We start from the raw sequence: 19,493 nt of genomic DNA, 5'->3' as shown, positions 1-19,493 counted from the left end.
GCCTCGCGCCGGCCCGTCCGTTTTCCCCGCGCGCCGGTCATGGCGCGCTTCGACAAGACCACCACACATGTTCAAGCAACTGTGGGCCACGAAGCACCCGCATGCCGCCCATGAAGACGCCAACGGCCTGAGCCTGCGCCGCCACCTCGGCCCCTGGGGGCTGACTGCCCTGGGTATCGGCGCGGTGATCGGCGGCGGCATCTTCGTCATCACCGGCCAGGCCGCCGCCAACCACGCCGGCCCGGCCATCATGCTGTCCTTCGTACTGGCCGCCATCTGCTGCGCCTTCTGCGCGCTGGCCTACGCGGAATTCGCCTCGATGGTGCCGGTTTCCGGCAGCGCCTACACCTATACCTACGCCACCTTCGGCGAGCTCTCCGCCTGGTTCATCGGCTGGATGCTGGTGCTCGAGTACGGCGTCTCCGCCTCGGCGGTCGCGGTCAGCTGGACCGGCTATTTCCTCAGCCTGCTCAGCCAGTTCGACATCCATCTACCGGCGGCGCTGGTCAGTGCCCCACTCGATGCACAGCTGCGCCCCACCGGCGCGATCGCCAACCTGCCGGCCGCCGCGCTGGTACTGCTGCTGACCTGGCTGTGCTACGTCGGCATCAGCAAGTCCTCGGCGATGAACATGGCGATGGTCGTGCTGAAAACCGGCCTGATCGTGCTCGTCATCGTGGTCGGCTGGAAGTACGTGGACACCAGCAACTGGACTCCGTTCATTCCGGCCAATGAAGGCCCCGGCAAGTACGGAATGGAAGGCGTGCTGCGTGGCGCGGCGATGGTGTTCTTCGCCTACATCGGCTTCGAGGCGGTGTCGGTGGCGGCGCAGGAATCGAAGAACCCGCAGCGCGACATGCCGTTCGGCATGATGCTGTCGCTGGTGATCTGCACCGTGCTGTACATCGCCATGGCCGCAGTGATGACCGGCCTGGTGCCGTTCCAGCTGCTGGGCACCGACGAGCCGGTGGTGACTGCAGTGGCAGCGCATCCGCAGCTGGGCTGGCTGCGCTGGGTGGTCGAGGTGGGCGCGCTGGTCGGCCTGTCTTCGGTGGTGCTGGTGATGATCATCGGCCAGCCGCGCATCTTCATGATCATGGGCCGCGACGGCCTGCTGCCGCCGGTGTTCACCAAGATCCACCCGAAGTACCGCACCCCGCACATCAACACCGTGATCACCGGCATCGGCATCGCCCTGCTGGCGGCGCTGTTCCCGCTGGACATCCTCGGCGAGCTGACCTCGATGGGCACGCTGATCGCGTTCGCGGCGGTGTGCGCGGGCGTGCTGATCCTGCGCCGCACCCAGCCGGACCTGCCGCGTCCGTTCCGCATGCCGATGGCGTGGCTGATCTGCAGCCTGGGCGTGCTGAGTTGCCTTGCCCTGCTGTCGGCGATGACGATGCACAACTGGATGCTGATGGGGGTGTGGACGTTCGTCGGCTTCGTGATCTATTTCTGCTACGGCTTCAGACACAGCCGCCTGCGGGGTAAGTAAAGGGATTGCAGGGCCTGCGGCCCTGCACCCGCCTTTGAAGCCGGAGCAACGACAAGAGCTGGGCTGAGGGTTTGGCGGGGAGGCATGGGTTCGCGGGGGACGCCGTGAATCCATCCCTGGAGGCTTGGCCGCGGCATCCATGCCGCGGACACCCCCGCGAACCCATGCCTCCCCACCCCTGACACTCTCCCGGCGCGTCCGGGGGATCCACGCCATGCGTGGATGAATTCGGTCTGGGAAATGAATTCTCTGTAGAGCCGAGCCATGCTCGGCTCCGAGCAAGCGCAGCGCCGCGACCCGCTTCTGCCTTTCCTTCTTCACTCCGTGGCTGACGCGCACGGAACCTGTCCGTGGTCGGGCGGGTGGGTTGTGCAGGGGTGTCCGCGGCATGGATGCCGCGGCCAAGCCCCCAAGGAAGGGTCTACGGCGTCCCCTGCACAGCCCACCCGCCCGGCCAAAGCAAGAAATCCAGCCCGGCGAGACAGCCACGAGGGGCTCAGCCGTTGGCCGAATCCAGTAAAATCGACGGCATGAACGCCCCCACCTTCCCGTACGACACCGCGCGCCTGAGCGAACTGGCCCAGCTGCTGATCGACAACGTCCGCGAACTGGCCCACGCCGGCTGGACGCCGGCCACCAGCAGCAACTTCTCCCACCGCCTGGATGACCGCCACGCCGCGATCACCGTCTCCGGCAAGGACAAGGGCCGCCTGATCGAGGACGACATCATGGTGGTGGACTTCGACGGCCTGGCCGTCGGCCGCCCGCTGCGCCCGTCCGCCGAAACCCTGCTGCACACCCAGCTGTACCGCCGCTTCCCGGAAATCGGCTGCGTGCTGCACACCCACTCGCCGGTGCAGACCGTCGCCTCGCGCCTGTACGCGCCGCAGGGCCACATCCGCCTGGAAGGCTACGAACTGCTGAAGGCCTTCGCCGGCAACAGCACCCACGAGATGGCCATCGACGTGCCGGTGTTCGCCAACACCCAGGACATGAACGTGCTTTCGAAGCAGGTCGATGACCTGCTCGACCGGCAGAACCTGTGGGGCTACCTGATCGACGGCCACGGCCTGTATGCCTGGGGCCGCGACATGGCCGAGGCACGCCGCCACCTGGAAGCGTTCGAGTTCCTGTTCCACTGCGAGCTGGAACTGCGCAAGCTGCGCGGCTGAACCCGCAAGCAGGTGCAGATGCCGATCCGGAATCTGCACCTCGTGCCCACCCTGCTACCCTGTCTTCCCCCCGAGACGTTCAAGCTGCCGCCATGAGCCGACTGCGCATCTACGACGACACCCGCCCCGAATCGCCGCTTCTGGATACCCAGGACGGCGCGGTCATCGCTGCCGAGCTGCAGAAGATCGGCGTCACCTTCGAGCGCTGGCAGGCCACCGCACCGGTCGCACCGGGCGCCAGCCAGGATGAAGTGTTCGCCGCTTACCGCGCCGACATCGACCGCCTGGTTGCCGAGCGCGGCTTCAAGAGCGTGGACGTGGCCTCGATCGCCCCGGACAACCCGAACCGCGCCGAGCTGCGCAGGAAGTTCCTCGACGAACACTTCCACAAGGAAGACGAGGTGCGCTTCTTCGTCGCAGGCTCCGGCCTGTTCACCCTGCACGTGGGCGACAAGGTCTATGAGATCGAGTGCGTGAAAGACGACCTGATCGCCGTGCCCGATGGCACCACCCACTGGTTCGACATGGGCGAAGAGCCCAGCTTCGTGGCGATCCGCTTCTTCACCGAGCCGGATGGCTGGGTCGGTCACTTCACCGGCACCGACATCGCGCAGAAATTCCCCCGTTACGTACCTACCCAGGCATCCTGATCCATGCAGCCCCGCGTCATCCTGACCGATATCGAAGGCACCACCAGCAGCATCTCGTTCGTCAAGAACGTGCTGTTCCCCTATGCCCGCAAGGCGCTGCCCGCGTTCGTCGCCGAGCACGGCCAGCAGCCGGAAGTCCGCCGTTGGCTGGATGCGGTGGCCACCGAGATCGGCGGCGCCTGCCAGGACAGCCTGGTAGCCGAGACGCTGCAGGGCTGGATCGACCAGGACCGCAAGCACACCGCACTGAAGGCGCTGCAGGGCCTGATCTGGGACGAAGGCTACCGCCGCGGCGACTACACCGCGCACTTCTACCCGGAAGTGGCGCCGGTGCTGAAGGGCTGGCACGCCTCCGGCCTGCCGCTGTACGTGTACTCCTCCGGCTCGGTGCCGGCGCAGAAGCTGTTCTTCGGCTTCAGCGACGCCGGTGACCTCAGCCCGTTGGTGTCGGGCTGGTTCGACACCGAAGTCGGCGGCAAGCGTGAGGCCGACAGCTACCGCCGCATCGTGCAGGCCATTGGCGTGCCGGCCGGCGAGATTCTGTTCCTGTCGGATGTGGTGGAAGAACTGGATGCTGCCCGCGAAGCCGGCCTGCAGACCCGCCTGATTGATCGCCTGGATGACTACCCGCTGCCGCGCACCGGCCAGGCCGCCAACGGCCACGAGCGGGTCGAGAATTTCCAGCAGATCCAGTTGTAAACGCCGCCTGCCGATGGGCTCTGGGGCATCGGCTACCGGGTACCGCTCTTGGTAGATGCCAACCTTGGTTGGCATACGACCGATGTGTCAACCAAGGTTGACACCTACCAAAGCGGCGGAGAAGAGCTGGATGCTGCCCGCGAAGCCGGCCTGCAGACCCGCCTGATCGACCGCCTGGACGACTACCCGCTGCCGCGCACCGGCCAGGCCGCCAACGGCCACGAGCGGGTCGAGAATTTCCAGCAGATCCAGCTGTAAAGAAGAGATGTGTGCGGACCAACGGTCCGCACCTACCCGTCTCCGCTTCTGGTAGATGCCAACCTTGGTTGGCATGTTCGGGGTGTGCCAACCAAGGTTGGCACCTACCAAAACAGGATGCGCCGCCTTCAACGATCGTTGAGGGTTTTTACCTTCAGCGCTTCGCGCAGCGTCGTCAGATCCACCGGGCCGCGTACTGCGATGTCGCGGGTTTCGCCCGGCAGCAGATCCAGCAGGTTGTCTTCCACCTGCACGTCCAATGCACCGAAGTCGATCCACACCGAACGCATGTAGGCCGCGCTTTCCAATCGCAGACGGTAGTGGTCGCCTTCAATGGACAGGCTGGCCTTGAGCTTCTGCCGCGGCAGGATCTGATCCTTGGCCTCAACGAAGCCGACCACCTGGCGGGCACTCACCGCCCCGTTCTGCAGCAGTTCGAACACGGCCACCGTGCGCTTTGGATCGGCACCGGCCAGCAATTCGGCGTCGCGGAAATCACCGATCGAGGTGACACCGGCGGCAGCCAGCGACACCGCTTCCTCGCGGCGGCGAAGCACCTTGCCGTCTACATCCATCACCCGCAACCGCCAGCGTGCATCCAGCGCGGCACCGTCGTTGATCAGGCGCACCCGCGTACCGCCCTCGTCGCGCAACGCCGCCACCGCCACCGGCGCGAAGAAACGCCGCGCGGCGAAGTGCAGCGCCTTCCAGCGACCGAAGTAGTCCACGCTGGACCATGAAGCACCTGGCCAGACGTCGTTGAGCTGCCAGTACAGCGAGCCCATCGTGTACGGCCGCGAGGCGCGATGATGCAGCGCCGCCAGTGCGATGCCATCGGCCTGCATCACCTGGCTGAGGTAGACGAAGTCCTCGAAGTCCTTCGGCGTGCCATAGCCCAGTTCGATGTAGTGCAGCAGGCGGCTGTTGCCCTCGCCGGCCATGAACTTCTGGTGCGCGCGGATCACCGGGCTGTCGATGCGCTGCTCGGCGCGGGTGGCGATCTGGTCCACCGTCGCCACCGACGGCCACGCCTGCAGCCCGTACTCGGACATGAAGCGCGGGGTCTCACGCAGGTAGGCCTGCACCGGCAGCGCTGGATTGCCCCAGACCTGCCAGTAGTGCTTGTCGCCGCGGGTGGAATCGTTGGCCTTCTCATCCAGATCATTGCTGGGCGAGCTGGACCAGTACGGCACGCCCAACCCCTCCTCGCCCACTACCTGGCGCAGGTCATTGCCGAACAGGTCGACATAGCCCTGCCAGACCTTCGCCGCAAATGCCGAGTCGGCCGCCTTCAGGTCGCGGCCGTGGCCCCAGTCCTTCCAGGCGGTTTCTTCCTCGTTGTTGCCACACCACAGCACGATGCTGGGGTGATGGCGCAGCCGGCGCACGTTGTCGCGCGCCTCGGCCACCACGCTTGCCCGGAAGGCCGGATCGTAGCCCGGCTGCATGCCGCCGCCGAACATGAAGTCCTGCCAGACCAGCAGGCCCAGCTCATCAGCGATGTCAAAGAACGCATCGTCCTCGTAGTAGCCGCCGCCCCAGTTGCGCAGCATGTTCATGTTGGCGTCGCGCGCGGCGGTCAGCACCTGGCGCAGGCGTGCGGCATCGACGCGTGCGGGGAAGGCGTCGAACGGAATGACGTTGGCGCCCTTGGCAAAGATCTCCACACCATTGATGACGAAGGCGAAGCCCTGCCCTCCCTTGCCGTCTTCCTCGCGGCGCAGTTCGACCGTGCGCAGGCCGATGCGCTGCTCGCGCGCCAGCGTTGCATCGCCGCCACCATCCAGGCGAGCCTGCACGGTATAGCGATCCTGAGCACCATGGCCCACCGGCCACCAGCGCCGCGGCGTGGCCAGCTCAACCGGCAGCTCAACCGTATTCTGGCCTGGCTTCAGCAACACCGTGCGTTGCACCTGCGCCACGTTGCGGCCTTCCGGATCACGCACATCCACATTCACCAAGGCCGAACCCGCTGCAGCATCCTGCTCCACCTGCAGCAACACCGCCAGCTTCGCCTGCTCCGCGCTCAATGCATCGGTACGCACGGCAAGATCGGCCAGGCGGTGCGCGTCCCAGGCCTGCAGGTCGACCCCGCGCCAGACCCCGGCGGTGACATAACGCGGGCCCCAGTCCCAGCCGAAGTGGTAGGCCGGCTTGCGCGCGAAGTTGCCGACCATCGCCTCCTTCGGCTCATCGCCATAGGGCGACGGGTAATTGCCAGCGATCTTGTGCGGCATTGCCTGCACGCCCGGCAGCAGCGTGCGGATCGGTGAGCGGAACACGATCTGCAGTTCATTGCCGTTCGCGCGCAGGCGCCCGTCCACACGTGCATGCCATGTGCGGTGCGCGTTGTCCGCGCGCAGCAGCGGCTTGCCGTTGAGGCTGACCTCGGCGTAGGTATCCAGCCCGTCGAAACGCAGTTCGGCATTCGGCTTGGCCAGCGTCGTGGCGTCCACGTCAAAGCGGGCGCGGTACTCCCAGGCAGCCAGGCCGATCCATTGCAGCTCGGCCTCGGGTGCACCGACGTACGGATCGCGGATCAGCCCATGCGCCAGCAGGTCGGTGTGCACGCTGCCCGGCACCTTCGCCGCACGCCATTGCTGCAGGCCTGGACGCGCGGCGCCCTGCGCGTCGCCGGGCAGCATGCGGAATTCCCACTGCGCCTGCAGCGGGGCTGCGGCCACCGGGAAGGAGATGGCTGCAGTCAGCAGCAGGAGCAGACGGACAACGAGGGAAATGCGATGCACGTGGCGCTCTTGTTTTTCCGCCGGGCGTGACCCGGCGCTACCGATTTCGGATTGCCAGGCATGGCCTGGCACTACTGCATTCGAACGATCTTCAACGCACGACGTTCAACACTTCGTAGCACGCGCCCATGGTGTGGTAATCCACCTTGCCGGCAGGGCTTTTCTCGTCGCTGTACTTGCGGTTGTCGGCATCGAGAATGCGGAACCATGCACCGTACTGGTGGTCGACGAAGTGCTCCCACGAATACGCCCAGATGCGTTCGTACCACTGCCAGTAGCGGTCATCGCCGGTACGCTTGGCCATCAGCGCGGCGGTCGCCAGCGTTTCGGCCTGCACCCAGAAATACTTGTCGTCGTCGCAGACGAAGCTGTCGCCGCCGATCGGGGCGCCGTCCATACCGGGCTGCCGGCGCGATTCCGGTGCGAAGCCGTAGTACAGGCCACCACGGGTGTCGTCCCAACTGCGTGCGACGGCGACGTCGAACAGATGCTGCGCGGTCGGCACCAGCCAGTCGGCCTGCACGTGGCGATCGAGGATCAGCAGCAGTTTGGCCCACTCGGTCTGATGCCCCGGCTGGAAGCCCCACGGGCGGAACAGGTGCTTGGGATCGTCCAGGTTGTAGTCCCAGTCGATTTCCCAGTTCACATCGTAATGTTCCCAGACCAGGCCACCGGCCTTGGCGGCCTGGCGGCGGGTCATGTTGTCGGCCAGCTGCAGCGCGCGCTCGACATAGCGCTGCTCGCCACTGGCCTCGAACGCGGCCAGCATCGCTTCGCACATGTGCATGTTGGCATTCTGGCCGCGGTAGCCAGTGAAGCTCCACTGGCCGTCAGCCTCGTCCTTGTACAGGCCATGCTGCGGCTCCCAGAAGCGTGCTTCCAGCAGCTGCCAGGTCTCGTCCATCCAGTCGCGCGCCTGCTCGATGCCCGCCTTCAGCGCGCAACTGTAGGCCAGCAGCACGAAGGCCACGCCGTAGCAGTGGTTCATATCGTCCTCGACCTTGCCGTCGCGCAGGGTCCAGGCATAACCGCCGGTGGCCGGGTTGCGGTGCACCTCGCGCAGATAGCGCACGCCATGCTCGACAGCCTCCCGGTATTCGGCATTGCCGAACTCGCGGTAGGCCATCGCATAGTTGAAGACGAAGCGGGTGCTGCTCACCAGGTGGCGGTGGCTGGCATCGTAGATGCTGCCGTCATCACGGAAGTAGTGGAAGAAACCGCCGTCCGGATCGATGCAGCGCGGGTGGTAGAACGCCATCGTGTCGGCGATATGCGCGCGCAGGAACGCGGGCGAACGGAAATCGGGCGAGGTGCTCATGCGGTAATGTCCTGGGCCTGCAGCAGCTGCTGCACTTCATCGAGCGAGGGCATCGCGGCGAACGCGCCCTTGCGGGTAACAGCCAGCGCACCCACGGCGGCACCGAAGCGCAGCGTGGCGGTGATCGCCTCCGGGTCCTGGCAGAACGCGGCAAAGCCTGCGCCCGCCCCACCACGCTCCAGCAGGCCGACCAGCACGCCACCGACGAAGGCATCGCCGGCGGCCGTGGTATCGACGGTGGCCACGCGGAAGCTGGTGACCGTGCCGTGGTTGTCGCGCGTGTACCAGTGCAGCGTGGCCGCACCATCGGTAACGATGACCCAGCGCGCCTGCGCGGCCAGAAGGCGCTTGAGCACCACTGACTCGCCATCGGCACCCAGCGGTGCCGCCAGGTAATCCAGCTCCTCGCGCGACAGCTTGACCAGGTCGGCGCGCTCCAGCGCCTGCCACAGGCGCGGCGTCGGATCTTCGTTGGCTGGCCACAGAGCCGGGCGCAGGTTGAGGTCCAGGCTGACCACCGCACCGGCGGCACGGGCGCGCTCCATGCCGGCGAAGGTCGCCTCGGCGATGGCCGGCTCGGTCAGGCTGTTGGAACAGACGTGGAAGCACTGCGCGCTGTCGAGGCACTCCGCCTGGAAGTCACTGTCACGGAACAGCAGGTCAGCCGCCGGCGGGCGGTAGAAACTGAAGCTGCGCTCGCCACTGGCATCCAGCGCGACGAAGGCCAGCGCAGTCTTGGCGGCGTCGGTGCGCACGATGTAATCCGTGCCCACGCCGTGCTCGACCAGACTGTCGGCCAGGAAATCACCGAACATGTCGCGGCCAAGCATGCCGACGAACTGCGTCTTCGCCCCCAGCCGCGCAGCGGCCACCGCGACGTTCGCCGGCGCACCGCCGGCGTACTGCAGGAACGCGCGCGGGGTATCGGCCGAGGCCGGCGGCTGCGCTAGTAGATCGATCAAAATTTCGCCGAAGCAGACAATGGCACCCATTTCCGACTCAGCCTCCCTGCGTTGCGGAAGCCGGCGGGCGCGAACCCACCAGGCCGTAGAAGATGATGTAGACGTAGCAGACCACCGGCAGCACGAAGCTGAGGTGCAGACCGATGCGGTCGGCCAGCACGCCCTGCAGCAGTGGGATGATCGCGCCGCCGACAATGGCCATGATCAACAGGCTTGACGCCTTGTTGGTCAGCGGGCCCAGACGTTCGATGGCCAGCGAGAAGATCGTCGGGAACATGATGGAATTGAACAGACCGGTCGCCACGATGCCGTACAGCGCGACCTTGCCACCCGACGCCAGCGTGACGCCCAGCAGCACCACATTGGCCACTGCGAATCCGGCCAGCAGGCCGCGCGGCGAGTACTTGGCCAGCAGCCACGCACCTGCAAAGCGACCAACCATGGCGCACCCCCAGTAGGCCGACACATAGTGCGTGGCCTGCTGTTCAGTCATGCCGCCGATCTCCGGCAGTGCCAGGTAGTTCACCATCAGGCTGCCGATGGACACCTCAGCACCGACGTAGAAGAAAATAGCCAGCACGCCGAAAAGTACGTGCGGATGCTTGAGTGCATCCAGCAGCGTGTGGTGGCCGCTGTCGGCCTGCTCGGTGGTCTCGGTCAAGCTGGGCAGGCGGAACAGGTAGACGAACACTGCCAGCAGCACCAGTGCGATGGCCAGGCCCACGTACGGGCCCTGCACCGACTGCGCTTCGGCGGTACGGTAGGCAATCTGTTCGGCCACGGGCAGCGCGTTGATCTCGTCGCCGCTCTTCACTGCGGTGCTCAGAATCAGGAAACCACCAAACAGCGGCGCCAGCGTGGTACCCAACGAGTTGAGTGCCTGCGCCAGGGTCAGACGGCTCGATGCGGTCTGTTCCGGGCCCAGCAGCGCAACGTAGGGATTGGCTGCCACCTGCAGCACGGTAATGCCGGTGGCAAGTACGAACAGCGAACCAAGGAACGCTTCATAGGTGCGCAATGCAGCCGACGGCCAGAAGCCCAGCGCGCCCACGCCGGCGATCAGCAGGCCGGCGATGATGCCCTTCTTGTAGCCCAGGTGGGCCACCAGCCGACCGGCCGGCACCGACATCAGGAAGTACGCGCCGAAGAAGGTGAACTGCACCAGCATCGCGCGGGTGTAATTCAGTTCGAACACCGCCTTCAGGTGCGGAATCAGCACGTCGTTGAGGCTGGTCAGGAAGCCCCACATGAAGAATATGGTGGTGGCAACCGCCAGAGCAGCACGGACATTCATGACCGGCGCCTGGCTGCTGGAGGTACCCGATGGACGGGGCGTTGCGGAGATCGGCATGCGGTACGCGCCTCGATGCGCGGAAGGTCGTTGTTGCGTGGAAGGGGTGTATGGAAGGAATCAGTTCGGTCGTGCGGCGCTGCTTTCGCGGATGCGCAACTGCACCGGCGCGACCGTGCGCCGTGGCGGCGCATCCGGCTCGTCCAGTCGTTGCAGCAACAGCGCGGCAGCTTGCCGACCACGCTCGCGCGGATCGGCAGTGAGCGTGGTCAACGGCGGCACCGCGACCGACGCCTCGGAAATATCATCGAAACCGGTAACGGCGAAGTCGCCACCCGGGCGGATGCCACGCGAGTTCAAGCCCAGCATCAGGCCCAGCGCGACGGTGTCGTTGTAGCAGACCGCTGCACTCGGGCGATGTCCGTCGGCAAACAGCTCATCGGTGCGCGCCGCAGCTTCCAGGCGGTTCGGCGCCGACTCGATCATCCAGCCCGGCGGCAGCGACAGACCGGCCTCGGCCAGCGCCTGCTGGAAACCGGCACGGCGCTGGTGGCACGAGCTCGATGCAGCGTGGCCGCCGAAGAAGGCGATCTGGCGATGGCCGCGCTCGATCAGGTGGCGCGTGGCCAGATAGGCGCCGTGCTGGTTGTCCAGGGTCAGGAAATCCCAGTCGGCCCCGTCCAGCTCGCGGTTGAACAGCAGCACGTTGGCATTGGCACCTAGTGCCTGCCGCAGCAGCGCGGTATCGCTGCCCTCGGCTGGCGACAGGATCAGGCCGGCCGGGGTGTGCTCCATCAACGTGGACAGCACCGCCTGCTGCCGCTCCGGCGATTCGCCGGTGCTGCCGAGCAGGGTCACGTATCCGCGTCCGCCCAGCGCCTCGTCCACGCCGGACGCGAATTCGGCGAAGAACGGGTTGGACAGATCGTTGATCACCAGCGCGATGCTCGACGAGGTGCGGCGGCGCAGGTTGGCCGCCGCGCGGTTGTAGACATAGCGCTGGCGGCGCAGTTCGGCCTCGACCTTGGCCCGGGTATCGACGTTGACCAGCGGGCTGCCGCGCAGCACCAGCGACACGGTTGCCCGTGACACGCCGATGGCACGCGCGATGTCGGTCACCGTCACCGCCTTGCCGGCGCGCTTGCTGGGACTGCTGCCGTTGTCGTTCATCGTCTTCCCGGACTCCGCTGGAAGCTCAAGCCTAATAGATCAGGGCCGTGTCGTGCCGTGCCGTTCGCTGGGTCACCGCGAACGGCACAGTCCGGCTCAGTGCAGCTGGCTGCCCGGTGCCGCGCACCAGGACACCGGCAGGTCCTTCACCGCCGTGCCCCAGCCCTGCTCCGGCGCCTTCGCGTCGAGCGCGAACTGCAGGCGCGGGCCCTGCTGCAGCTGGTTCCAGTCCAGCCACACCGGCGCATGCGCCTGGCCATCGGCCTTCACGCCCTGCACGTACTGCAGGCGGCGGCCATCGGCGCCCGGCGCGTCGATGCGCAGGGTGCGGCCATTGCCCATGTCCACTTCCACCTTGCTGAAACGCGGGGTATGCAGCAGGAACTGGCCGCTGCCCGGCACCGCCGGATACACACCGATGGCACTGAACAGGTACCAGGCCGACATCGTGCCGAGGTCATCATTGCCGGTCACGCCATTCGGGGCATTGGTGAACAACTGCTGCGCGGCACGCACCACGGCAGCGGTCTTCCACGGCTGGCCGATCAGCGTGTACAGCCACGGCGAGTGCAGGTCCGGCTCGTTGTTCGGGTTGTAGCGGAACTGGTTGTAGTAGCTGTACGGCCCGACCACCCACTCCTTGCGGGCAGCGTTGAGCGGGTCGGCCTGCAGCGCGTTCATCGCGAAGAACGCATCCAGGCGGCGGCCAGCCTGTTCGCGGCCATCCATCGCTTCGACCAGGCCTGGCACGTCCTGCTGCACCAGCCACTGGTACTGCCACGCCGTGCCTTCATGGAAACCGTGGTGCGAGCGCGGGCTGTAGTGACCATCGGCCGGCGTGTACCACTGGCCGTCCTCGGTACGCGGGCGCGGGAAACCGGTGAAGCCGGTCTCGGCGTCACGCACCTGCGGGTCCCACACCTTGCGCCAGTTTCGGCCGCGCTCACGCAGCGTCGCCGCGTCCTGCGCGTGGCCGAGGCCATCGGCCATCTGCGAAAGCGCGCAGTCGGCCAGCGCATATTCCAAGGTGGCCGAACCGCCGTGGTGCGGATCGACGTCCATGCCCTTGGATGGGAATGCGCGGTCGTAGACCACGTAGCCCTTGTCCAGGTAGGTCGGGTTACCGGAACGGCCGGCCATGCGCGAGTTCAGCGGCGGCGTGCCGAACGCATTGCGACGCAGCGCGTCCCAGGCCTGTGTTTCGCGGCCCTTGAGCGCACCGAAGCGCCACAGGTCGACCATGAACGGCGTGACTGGATCGCCGGTCATGATGTTGGTCTCGAAGTTGGCATAGCCCCAGCGCGGCAGCCAGCCACCCTGCTCGTCGATCGCCAGCAGGGTACGGCCGATGTCACGCGCCACGTCCGGGCGGGTCAGTGCCAGCCACTGGTTCTGCGCGCGGTAGGTATCCCACAGCGAGAAGTACTCGTAATAGGTCCAGCCATCGGCGCGGTGGATACCATCGTCATAGCCGCGGTAGCGGCCGTCGGCATCGTTGCCGGTCATCGGCTGCAGCAGCGCGTGGTAGGCCGCGCTGTAGAACACGGTGCGGTCATCGGCCGTACCGCCCTGCACACGCACCCGACCCAGCTGCTCGCGCCACGACTGCTGGGACAGCGCACGCATGCGGTCGAAACCGAGCAGCGCCCCACCCTGCATGCCGTCCGCGCGCAGATTGATGCGCGCGCCTTCGGCGTCCACATGCGAGATCGCGCTGACCGCCGTCACCGACTGGCCCTTGGCCAGGTCGAAGCTGAGCCAGGCCCCGTTCGGCTTCTGCTCGCCTTCCATGCTGTGGCGCGCACCCGGCAGGCCACCGCCCTCACCCCAGGTACCGTGTGCCTTGAACGGGCGGTCGAACTCGATGCGGAACCAGGTGGTGTACTGATGGCCACCACAGAAACTCTTGGTGACCAGCTTGCCCTCGACCACGCGGTCGCCGACCACATCGACCACGCTGCCGATCACCGAATGGCGCTCATTCGCCTGGCCGACATTGACCAGCACGTGGCCATCGCCACTGCGCTGGCTGAAGGTGTAGCGCTCGGCCGCGGCACGCGTACGCGCGGTGGTCTCGGCATCGATGCCGCCGTAGCTGGTCAGCCGCACCTTGTAATAGCCCGCCTGGCCGATCTCGCCGTCATGCGTGTACGACGCGGCATAGGCCTTGTGGTCAAACTTCTTCGCGTTGCCGGTATCGAAATCGCCGCCGGGACCGATCGAACCGGTCACCGGCAGCACCGACACCTGGCCACCCTGCTCCCAGCAACCTGCGCCGGAGATGAAGGAGTGGCCGAAACCGCGGATCTTCTCGTCGTCGTAGCGCCAGCCCGAATAGTGGCTGCCGATCGGGCTGACCTGGATCAGGCCGAACGGTGCCGACGCGCCCGGGAACGTGTTGCCGTCGTCCTTGCTGCCGATGAAGGTGTTGACCTCGCGCTCCAGCGCAGCCGGCGCGGCCTGCAGCAGCACCGGCACTGACGACAGTGCGAGCAGGCAGGCCAGGCGCAGCAGCGGGCGCGAGGACACTGGGACGGCGGGAGCGGACGGCACTGGACGCATGTCGGGTTCCTGTAGTCGATGAGGCGGAGGCAGACGGCCGGGGCCGTCCGGCACCGTTCCGCTGAGCCCCGCCATGACTGGCAGAAAGCTCCCCCTGGAATGACGCCCGACCCACCAGACCGTGAATTTAGATCGATTCAAGTAGAGCATGCAGGTTCAGCCGAATGCATTCTGCGGCGCAGCATGAGAGGGGGTGTTCGGCAGGGCTGCGCCCTGCACCCGCTGCGAGCTGGAGCAACAGCAACAGCAACAGCAACAGCAGAAGCTGATTTCCTGTGGGGAGGCGGGGTGGGTCCGGTTGCGGGGGCCGCTGCAAGTACGTCCATGTAAGCTCGGTCGCCGCATCCATGCGGCTCACGCCCCCGCAACCGGACCCACCCCGCCTTCGACAGTTTCTCGCGATCTGCAGTAGATCTACGCCATGCGTGGATCAATCTCTGTCGGATAACGAAATCAATCGGGATCAGATCCGTTTTCCAACGGAGAACGGATCTGACCCCATGACCTCGCGTGATTCCAAGACCTATCCAACCGTCACCGGGAAACTGTCAAAGGCGGGGCGGTGTGGGCTGGCAGGACCGTTGGCGCCATGGATGGCGCCATCGAGCCCCCAGGGGTGAGGGCGCTTTGCTTGCGAAGCACTGCTTCGCAAGCGCCCGAACGCACAGCCGCCAGCGGCTGGGCCGGTCTGGGGGTTTACGGCGTGTCCTGCCAGCCCACACCGCCCCGCCAAACCAGCAGAAACCCAGAGCCGCTTTGGCTTTGGCTTTGGCTTTGGCTTTGGCTCCGGCTTTGGCCGTTGCCTTAGCTTCAAGCAGGTGCAGGGCGCAGCCCTGCCGCCCCACCCTCCCCTGCGCACGAAAACGATTTCACTGATTTCAGCAAACCGTCATGCCTTCGCCACGCCAGTACCATATTGCGGAGCAGCATGCGCCCGCGGGCGACCCATGCTAAAAAACGCCCGCCCATCGCTTAGATCGATCCAAGAACGACACTGCGATGGCCGGGAGTTGGGGGAGCAGCAACAGGACGTACCAGGCCACGCGCACGGTGCTACTGCCACTGCATGGCAATAGCGACAATGTCACTTCAAATTAGATCGATTCAAGTTGTCCGTGCCACGTCACCGGATCAATCCAGGAGAGAGGGAGAGATGGGAATGAAGCATTCAACACGTACGCATGGCCAGGATGCACTGGCGCTGGCCATCGCGCTGGCCTTGGCCGCCGCCGTCATTCCGGCTGGCGCCGCCGCGCAGCAGGCCGCTTCCACCGGCTCGCAGGAAGCCACCAACCTGGACAGCGTCCAGGTCACCGGCTACCGCTACGCCATTGAAAAGAGTCTTGAGCAGAAGCGCGACGCCAACGCAGTGGTCGAAGTGATCACCGCCGAAGACGTCGGCAAGTTCCCCGACAAGAACGTGGCCGACGCACTGCAGCGCGTGCCCGGCGTGGTCATCACCCGCAGCGGTGGTGAAGGCAAGAGCGTCAGCGTGCGCGGCCTTGCGCCGGACCTGACCCTGACCCAGTTGAATGGCAACTACGTGGCCACGTCGGAAACCAACGACGAAGCCACCCGCTCGTTCAACTACACCCTGCTGCCGTCGAACATGCTGTCCAGCGCCGAGCTGTTCAAGTCGCCGGAAGCACGCATCGACGAAGGCGGCATCGGCGGCACGGTCATCCTGCACACCCGCCGTCCGCTGGACATGGAGTCCAACTCGGGCTTCGTCACGCTCGAGGGCACCTCCTCCGATACCCACCACGATATCGACCCGCAGGCCTCGGCCCTGTATTCGTGGCACAGCAAGGACGAGCGTTTCGGCGTGCTGGTCGGCGTGACGCAGCAGAAGCGCACGACCCGTACCATGGAAGCCAGCACCGAGGACTACCAGTGGTACGGCGCCGGCAAGGCACGCGACGCCTATGGCAACGTGCAGCAGCAGGATGGCATCCACTACTGGTGGGGCAAGTCCGGTTTCAACAACCAGACCGGCGGCAACTACAGCGATTTCTTCATGCCGACCTCGGTCAACTTCGCCGTGAAGGAAGAAAAGCGCGAGCGCAAGGGCGGCCAGCTGACCTTCCAGTTCAAGCCGGTCGACAACGTCACGATGACCGCCAACTACTTCCGCTTCGAGCTGCAGGGTGACTACACCCAGAACATGCTGAAGATTCCGGAATGGAGCATGGCCCGCTTCAACGGCGATGGAAACTGGGCCGGCGGCCGCCTGCTCAACGGCCTGGATTTCGACCCCAGCGGCAACACCGTCACCGGTGCCCAGTTCGAAAAGCTGGCCGGAAAGACCTACTACTGCAGCGAAGACCAGGCCAAGGCCGCCGGCCTCAAGCCCGGCGGCTGGGGCCCGGACGACTGCACGATTCCGACACCGCAGCTGACCGGTGGCTACAGCAAGGAAAAGGCGCTGTCGCAGACCGCCGACCTGACCATCGACTGGGACATCAGCCCGCTGTGGAAGGCCTCGTTCACCGGTGGCCGCACCTGGTCTGAAGGTGGTCCGTCGATGAACTTCCGCATGTCGGCCAAGCCGCGCCGCAAGGTCGGCAACGACTACCTGTCCGGTAACCAGTACAGCGCATGGGACCTGACCGGCACGCCGTCTGCCACCTTCTCGCCCGACCTGCAGCAGCAGCTGATGAACGGCATCGCCGAAGTCGACACCGGCTCGACCGATTCGTCGTGGAAGCGCACCGAGGTCAAGCAGAACTACTTCCAGGCTGACGTGACCAAGCTGTTCGAGTCCGGCTGGCTGGATTCGATCCAGTTCGGTGCCAAGTACCGTGATGGCAAGGTCCACCGCAACACCGGCAACACCTACTGGGTATGCCCGGGCCGTGACCCGGCCGACTATGACAACAGCCGCTACCAGAGTGGCTGCGATCCGACTGCCGGCGATGCGCAGCCCGGCTTCTTCCTGTCGAACCCGATCAGCAACATTGCCGGTGGCTTCGATGCCAACGTGTTCCCGGGCATCAACTACCCGGCGTACATCGACTATCTGAACAAGACCTACGGTGGTTCGCACAACCGCACCGAGGAAGACTTCGTCTACAACGTCAACGAGAAGATCTACTCCGGCTACTTCCAGGCCAACTTCCGCACCGAGCGCCTGCGCGGCAATGTCGGCGTGCGCGTGGTGCGCACCAAGCAGTTCGCGCAGTCTTCCGACTCGATCGAGAAGTTCAACGACTACTTCCTGGACAACGCGTCCGGCGCGCCGATGGCGTGCACCGACCCCGCCGCTGCGGCCTACCCGACCTACAGCTGCGAGAGCGGCTTCGTGCGCCTGCCGCATGACCTGGCGCAGAGCAAGACCTACAGCCTGATCGGCGTGGACCGCACCTACACCGACGTGCTGCCGAGTTTCAACATTGCATGGGACATCACCGACACGCTGGTGCTGCGTGGTGCCGCATCGAAGGTGATCGCCCGCCCTGGCTACACCGATATCGCAGCACCGGGCGCACTGAGCTACTACAGCGAGGAGTACGTCAATGATCGCCGCGTTGCCGGTGGCGCATCGACCGCAGGCTGGGTCGGCCAGGGCAGCAACAAGCAGCTGGAGCCGTTCAAGGCCACCCAGTTCGACCTGGGCCTGGAGTGGTACTTCCAGCCGGGCGCGGTCGCCGGCGTCAGCCTGTTCCGCAAGAACGTGGACAACTTCACCCTGCCGGTGGTGCGCGACACGCCCATGGTCATCAACGGTGAAGCGGTGAACGTGCAGCGCTACGAGACCCAGGCCAATGGCCGCGATGGTGTCTCGCAAGGCGTCGAGCTGTATGGCCAGTACACCTTCGATTTCGGCTTCGGCGTGCAGGCCAACTACACCTACAACGACACCAACCTGGCCTCCATTGTTCTGGACGGTCAGGAAATCGGCTCCTCGCCACTGGTCGGCAGCGCCAAGAACCAGGCCAATGTCACGGTGTTCTACGAGAACGAGAAGTTCCTCGCGCGCGCCTCGTTCAACCGTCGCGGCCAGGTGGTCGGTGGGCTCAACAATGGCCTCACCGTCTACACCGAGCCGTATGACCAGCTGGATCTGAACGTGGCCTACAACCTGACCCCGGACTGGACCCTGACCGCCTCGGTGATCAATGCCACCAAGTCCGAGCAGCGCGTTCACCTGGGCAGCGACACCAAGGCACGCCTGATCTCCAATACCTACGCAGGCCGCCAGCTGTACTTCGGCGCTACCTGGAAGTTCTAAGGCAACACCGGGTTGCCCGGGCCCGCCCCGGTGCAACCCACGCCCCGCCCTGGCGGGGACGTTCCTCCACGGCAGCCACGCTGGTACAGGTGGCTGCCGTTTTCATTGGTGCTTTGTCTTCGGTTCAGCCCTGCGCTTGACCCTGCCAATGTTGGAAGGTGCACACTGGCGCCACCCCAAGAGCACCGAAGGAGCTACAGATGGAATTCCACGTGGAAGGCATGACCTGCGGCGGCTGCGCACGCAGCGTGACCAAGGCAATCGAGCTGGTCGATCCGCAGGCCAGCGTGCAGGCAGATCCGGCCAGCCGTCGCGTGCAGGTGCAGACCTCGGCCAGCGAAGCGCAGATCGTGGCGGCGCTGACCGATGCAGGCTTCCCGCCGCGCACGGCCTGATCCCCTAGCCTGCGCCTGCAACGAAAAACCCGCCCGGTGCAGCTGCACCGGGCGGGTTTTTTCATGCATGCAACGCCAGGTCAGTGCTTGTGCGTGCGGCGCCGTACTGCACCGGTCTTCGCGGTCTCCGGCGGTGCCAGGGTCTCTTCGTCTTCGCCCAGCCGCTGCAGGATCGGGCATTCCGGGCGCTCATCGCCCGCACAGCAGCTGATCAACGACTTCAGCGTGTCGGCCATCTGCCGCATGCTTTCGATACGCTGCTCCAGGTCGGCGATGTGCTGTTCGGCAAGATGCTTGACGTCGGCACTGTGCCGCGAGGTGTCGTTCCACAGGCCGAGCAGATCGGTGATCTCGGCCACCTGGAAGCCAAGATCGCGCGCCCGCCGAATGAAGCGCAGGCGGTGGATGTCCGCCTGCGAATATGCCCGGTAGCCGGACTCGGTGCGATCGGCCGCAGGAATCAGGCCGATCTGTTCGTAGTAGCGGATCATCTTCGCCGAAACGCTGGACGCCTTGGCGGCTTCACCGATGTTCATGCGGTTC

Annotated in this window: 13 protein-coding genes and 1 pseudogene; 7 read left to right on the top strand and 7 right to left on the bottom strand. The window is 65.7% G+C overall.

The window, feature by feature from the left end; genetic code table 11:
• The first annotated feature begins 67 nt into the window (after positions 1-67).
• From ACZK3J_RS10035 to ACZK3J_RS10015, 5 genes and pseudogenes are all read left to right on the top strand, one after another.
• Positions 68-1,495: an amino acid permease gene (locus tag ACZK3J_RS10035; RefSeq protein ID WP_032128776.1), complete on the top strand. Its 1,428-nt coding sequence runs from the start codon at positions 68-70 to the stop codon at positions 1,493-1,495.
• Positions 1,496-2,025: 530 nt separating this feature from the next.
• On the top strand, positions 2,026-2,667 hold the full coding sequence (locus tag ACZK3J_RS10030; RefSeq protein ID WP_032130340.1) for a methylthioribulose 1-phosphate dehydratase: 642 nt from the start codon (positions 2,026-2,028) through the stop codon (positions 2,665-2,667).
• Between the two features lie 92 nt (positions 2,668-2,759).
• Positions 2,760-3,317: a 1,2-dihydroxy-3-keto-5-methylthiopentene dioxygenase gene (locus tag ACZK3J_RS10025; RefSeq protein WP_125895900.1), complete on the top strand. Its 558-nt coding sequence runs from the start codon at positions 2,760-2,762 to the stop codon at positions 3,315-3,317.
• Positions 3,318-3,320: 3 nt separating this feature from the next.
• A complete protein-coding gene (gene mtnC / locus ACZK3J_RS10020; protein ID WP_043397315.1) occupies positions 3,321-4,016 on the top strand; it encodes an acireductone synthase in 696 nt (231 codons plus the stop codon).
• Positions 4,017-4,136: 120 nt separating this feature from the next.
• Positions 4,137-4,274: pseudogene (locus ACZK3J_RS10015) on the top strand (acireductone synthase); the annotation flags it as partial.
• Between the two features lie 128 nt (positions 4,275-4,402).
• Here ACZK3J_RS10015 and ACZK3J_RS10010 read toward each other — a convergent pair.
• The 6 genes from ACZK3J_RS10010 to ACZK3J_RS09985 all read right to left on the bottom strand — a co-directional run bounded on the left by ACZK3J_RS10010 (position 4,403) and on the right by ACZK3J_RS09985 (position 14,324).
• Complete coding sequence (locus ACZK3J_RS10010) at positions 4,403-7,021, bottom strand: beta-mannosidase (protein WP_478476858.1); 2,619 nt, start codon at positions 7,019-7,021, stop codon at positions 4,403-4,405.
• 91 nt (positions 7,022-7,112) lie between these two features.
• A complete protein-coding gene (locus tag ACZK3J_RS10005; protein ID WP_100468325.1) occupies positions 7,113-8,339 on the bottom strand; it encodes an AGE family epimerase/isomerase in 1,227 nt (408 codons plus the stop codon).
• Positions 8,336-9,331 (bottom strand): carbohydrate kinase family protein, encoded by a 996-nt coding sequence (locus tag ACZK3J_RS10000; RefSeq protein ID WP_032130344.1) that lies wholly within the window; start codon positions 9,329-9,331, stop codon positions 8,336-8,338. Before ACZK3J_RS10000 ends, ACZK3J_RS10005 begins: the two co-directional genes overlap by 4 nt.
• 7 nt (positions 9,332-9,338) lie before the next feature.
• Positions 9,339-10,595: an L-fucose:H+ symporter permease gene (gene fucP, locus ACZK3J_RS09995; protein WP_414578556.1), complete on the bottom strand. Its 1,257-nt coding sequence runs from the start codon at positions 10,593-10,595 to the stop codon at positions 9,339-9,341.
• Positions 10,596-10,712: 117 nt separating this feature from the next.
• The gene (locus tag ACZK3J_RS09990; protein ID WP_049424705.1) at positions 10,713-11,762 is read right to left on the bottom strand and encodes a LacI family DNA-binding transcriptional regulator; all 1,050 of its coding nucleotides are present in this window, start codon (positions 11,760-11,762) and stop codon (positions 10,713-10,715) included.
• 96 nt (positions 11,763-11,858) lie between these two features.
• Positions 11,859-14,324 (bottom strand): GH92 family glycosyl hydrolase, encoded by a 2,466-nt coding sequence (locus tag ACZK3J_RS09985; RefSeq protein ID WP_478476857.1) that lies wholly within the window; start codon positions 14,322-14,324, stop codon positions 11,859-11,861.
• 1,153 nt (positions 14,325-15,477) lie between these two features.
• On the opposite strand from ACZK3J_RS09985, the gene ACZK3J_RS09980 reads away from it, so the two are divergent.
• Positions 15,478-18,555, top strand: a complete 3,078-nt coding sequence (locus tag ACZK3J_RS09980; protein WP_197655931.1) for a TonB-dependent receptor — start codon at positions 15,478-15,480, stop codon at positions 18,553-18,555.
• Positions 18,556-18,755: 200 nt separating this feature from the next.
• Positions 18,756-18,950, top strand: coding sequence for a heavy-metal-associated domain-containing protein (locus ACZK3J_RS09975; RefSeq protein WP_021204511.1), 195 nt, complete (start codon positions 18,756-18,758; stop codon positions 18,948-18,950).
• Between the two features lie 80 nt (positions 18,951-19,030).
• Here the strand turns inward: ACZK3J_RS09975 and cueR are convergent, their stop codons facing one another.
• Positions 19,031-19,486, bottom strand: coding sequence for a Cu(I)-responsive transcriptional regulator (cueR, locus tag ACZK3J_RS09970; RefSeq protein WP_032129957.1), 456 nt, complete (start codon positions 19,484-19,486; stop codon positions 19,031-19,033).
• Positions 19,487-19,493 lie beyond the last annotated feature (7 nt).

The organism is Stenotrophomonas sp. 86428_Sma, assembly GCF_056481585.1.
Note: the sequence above shows the minus strand (reverse complement) of the source record. Positions and strands in the feature narration are given on the sequence as shown.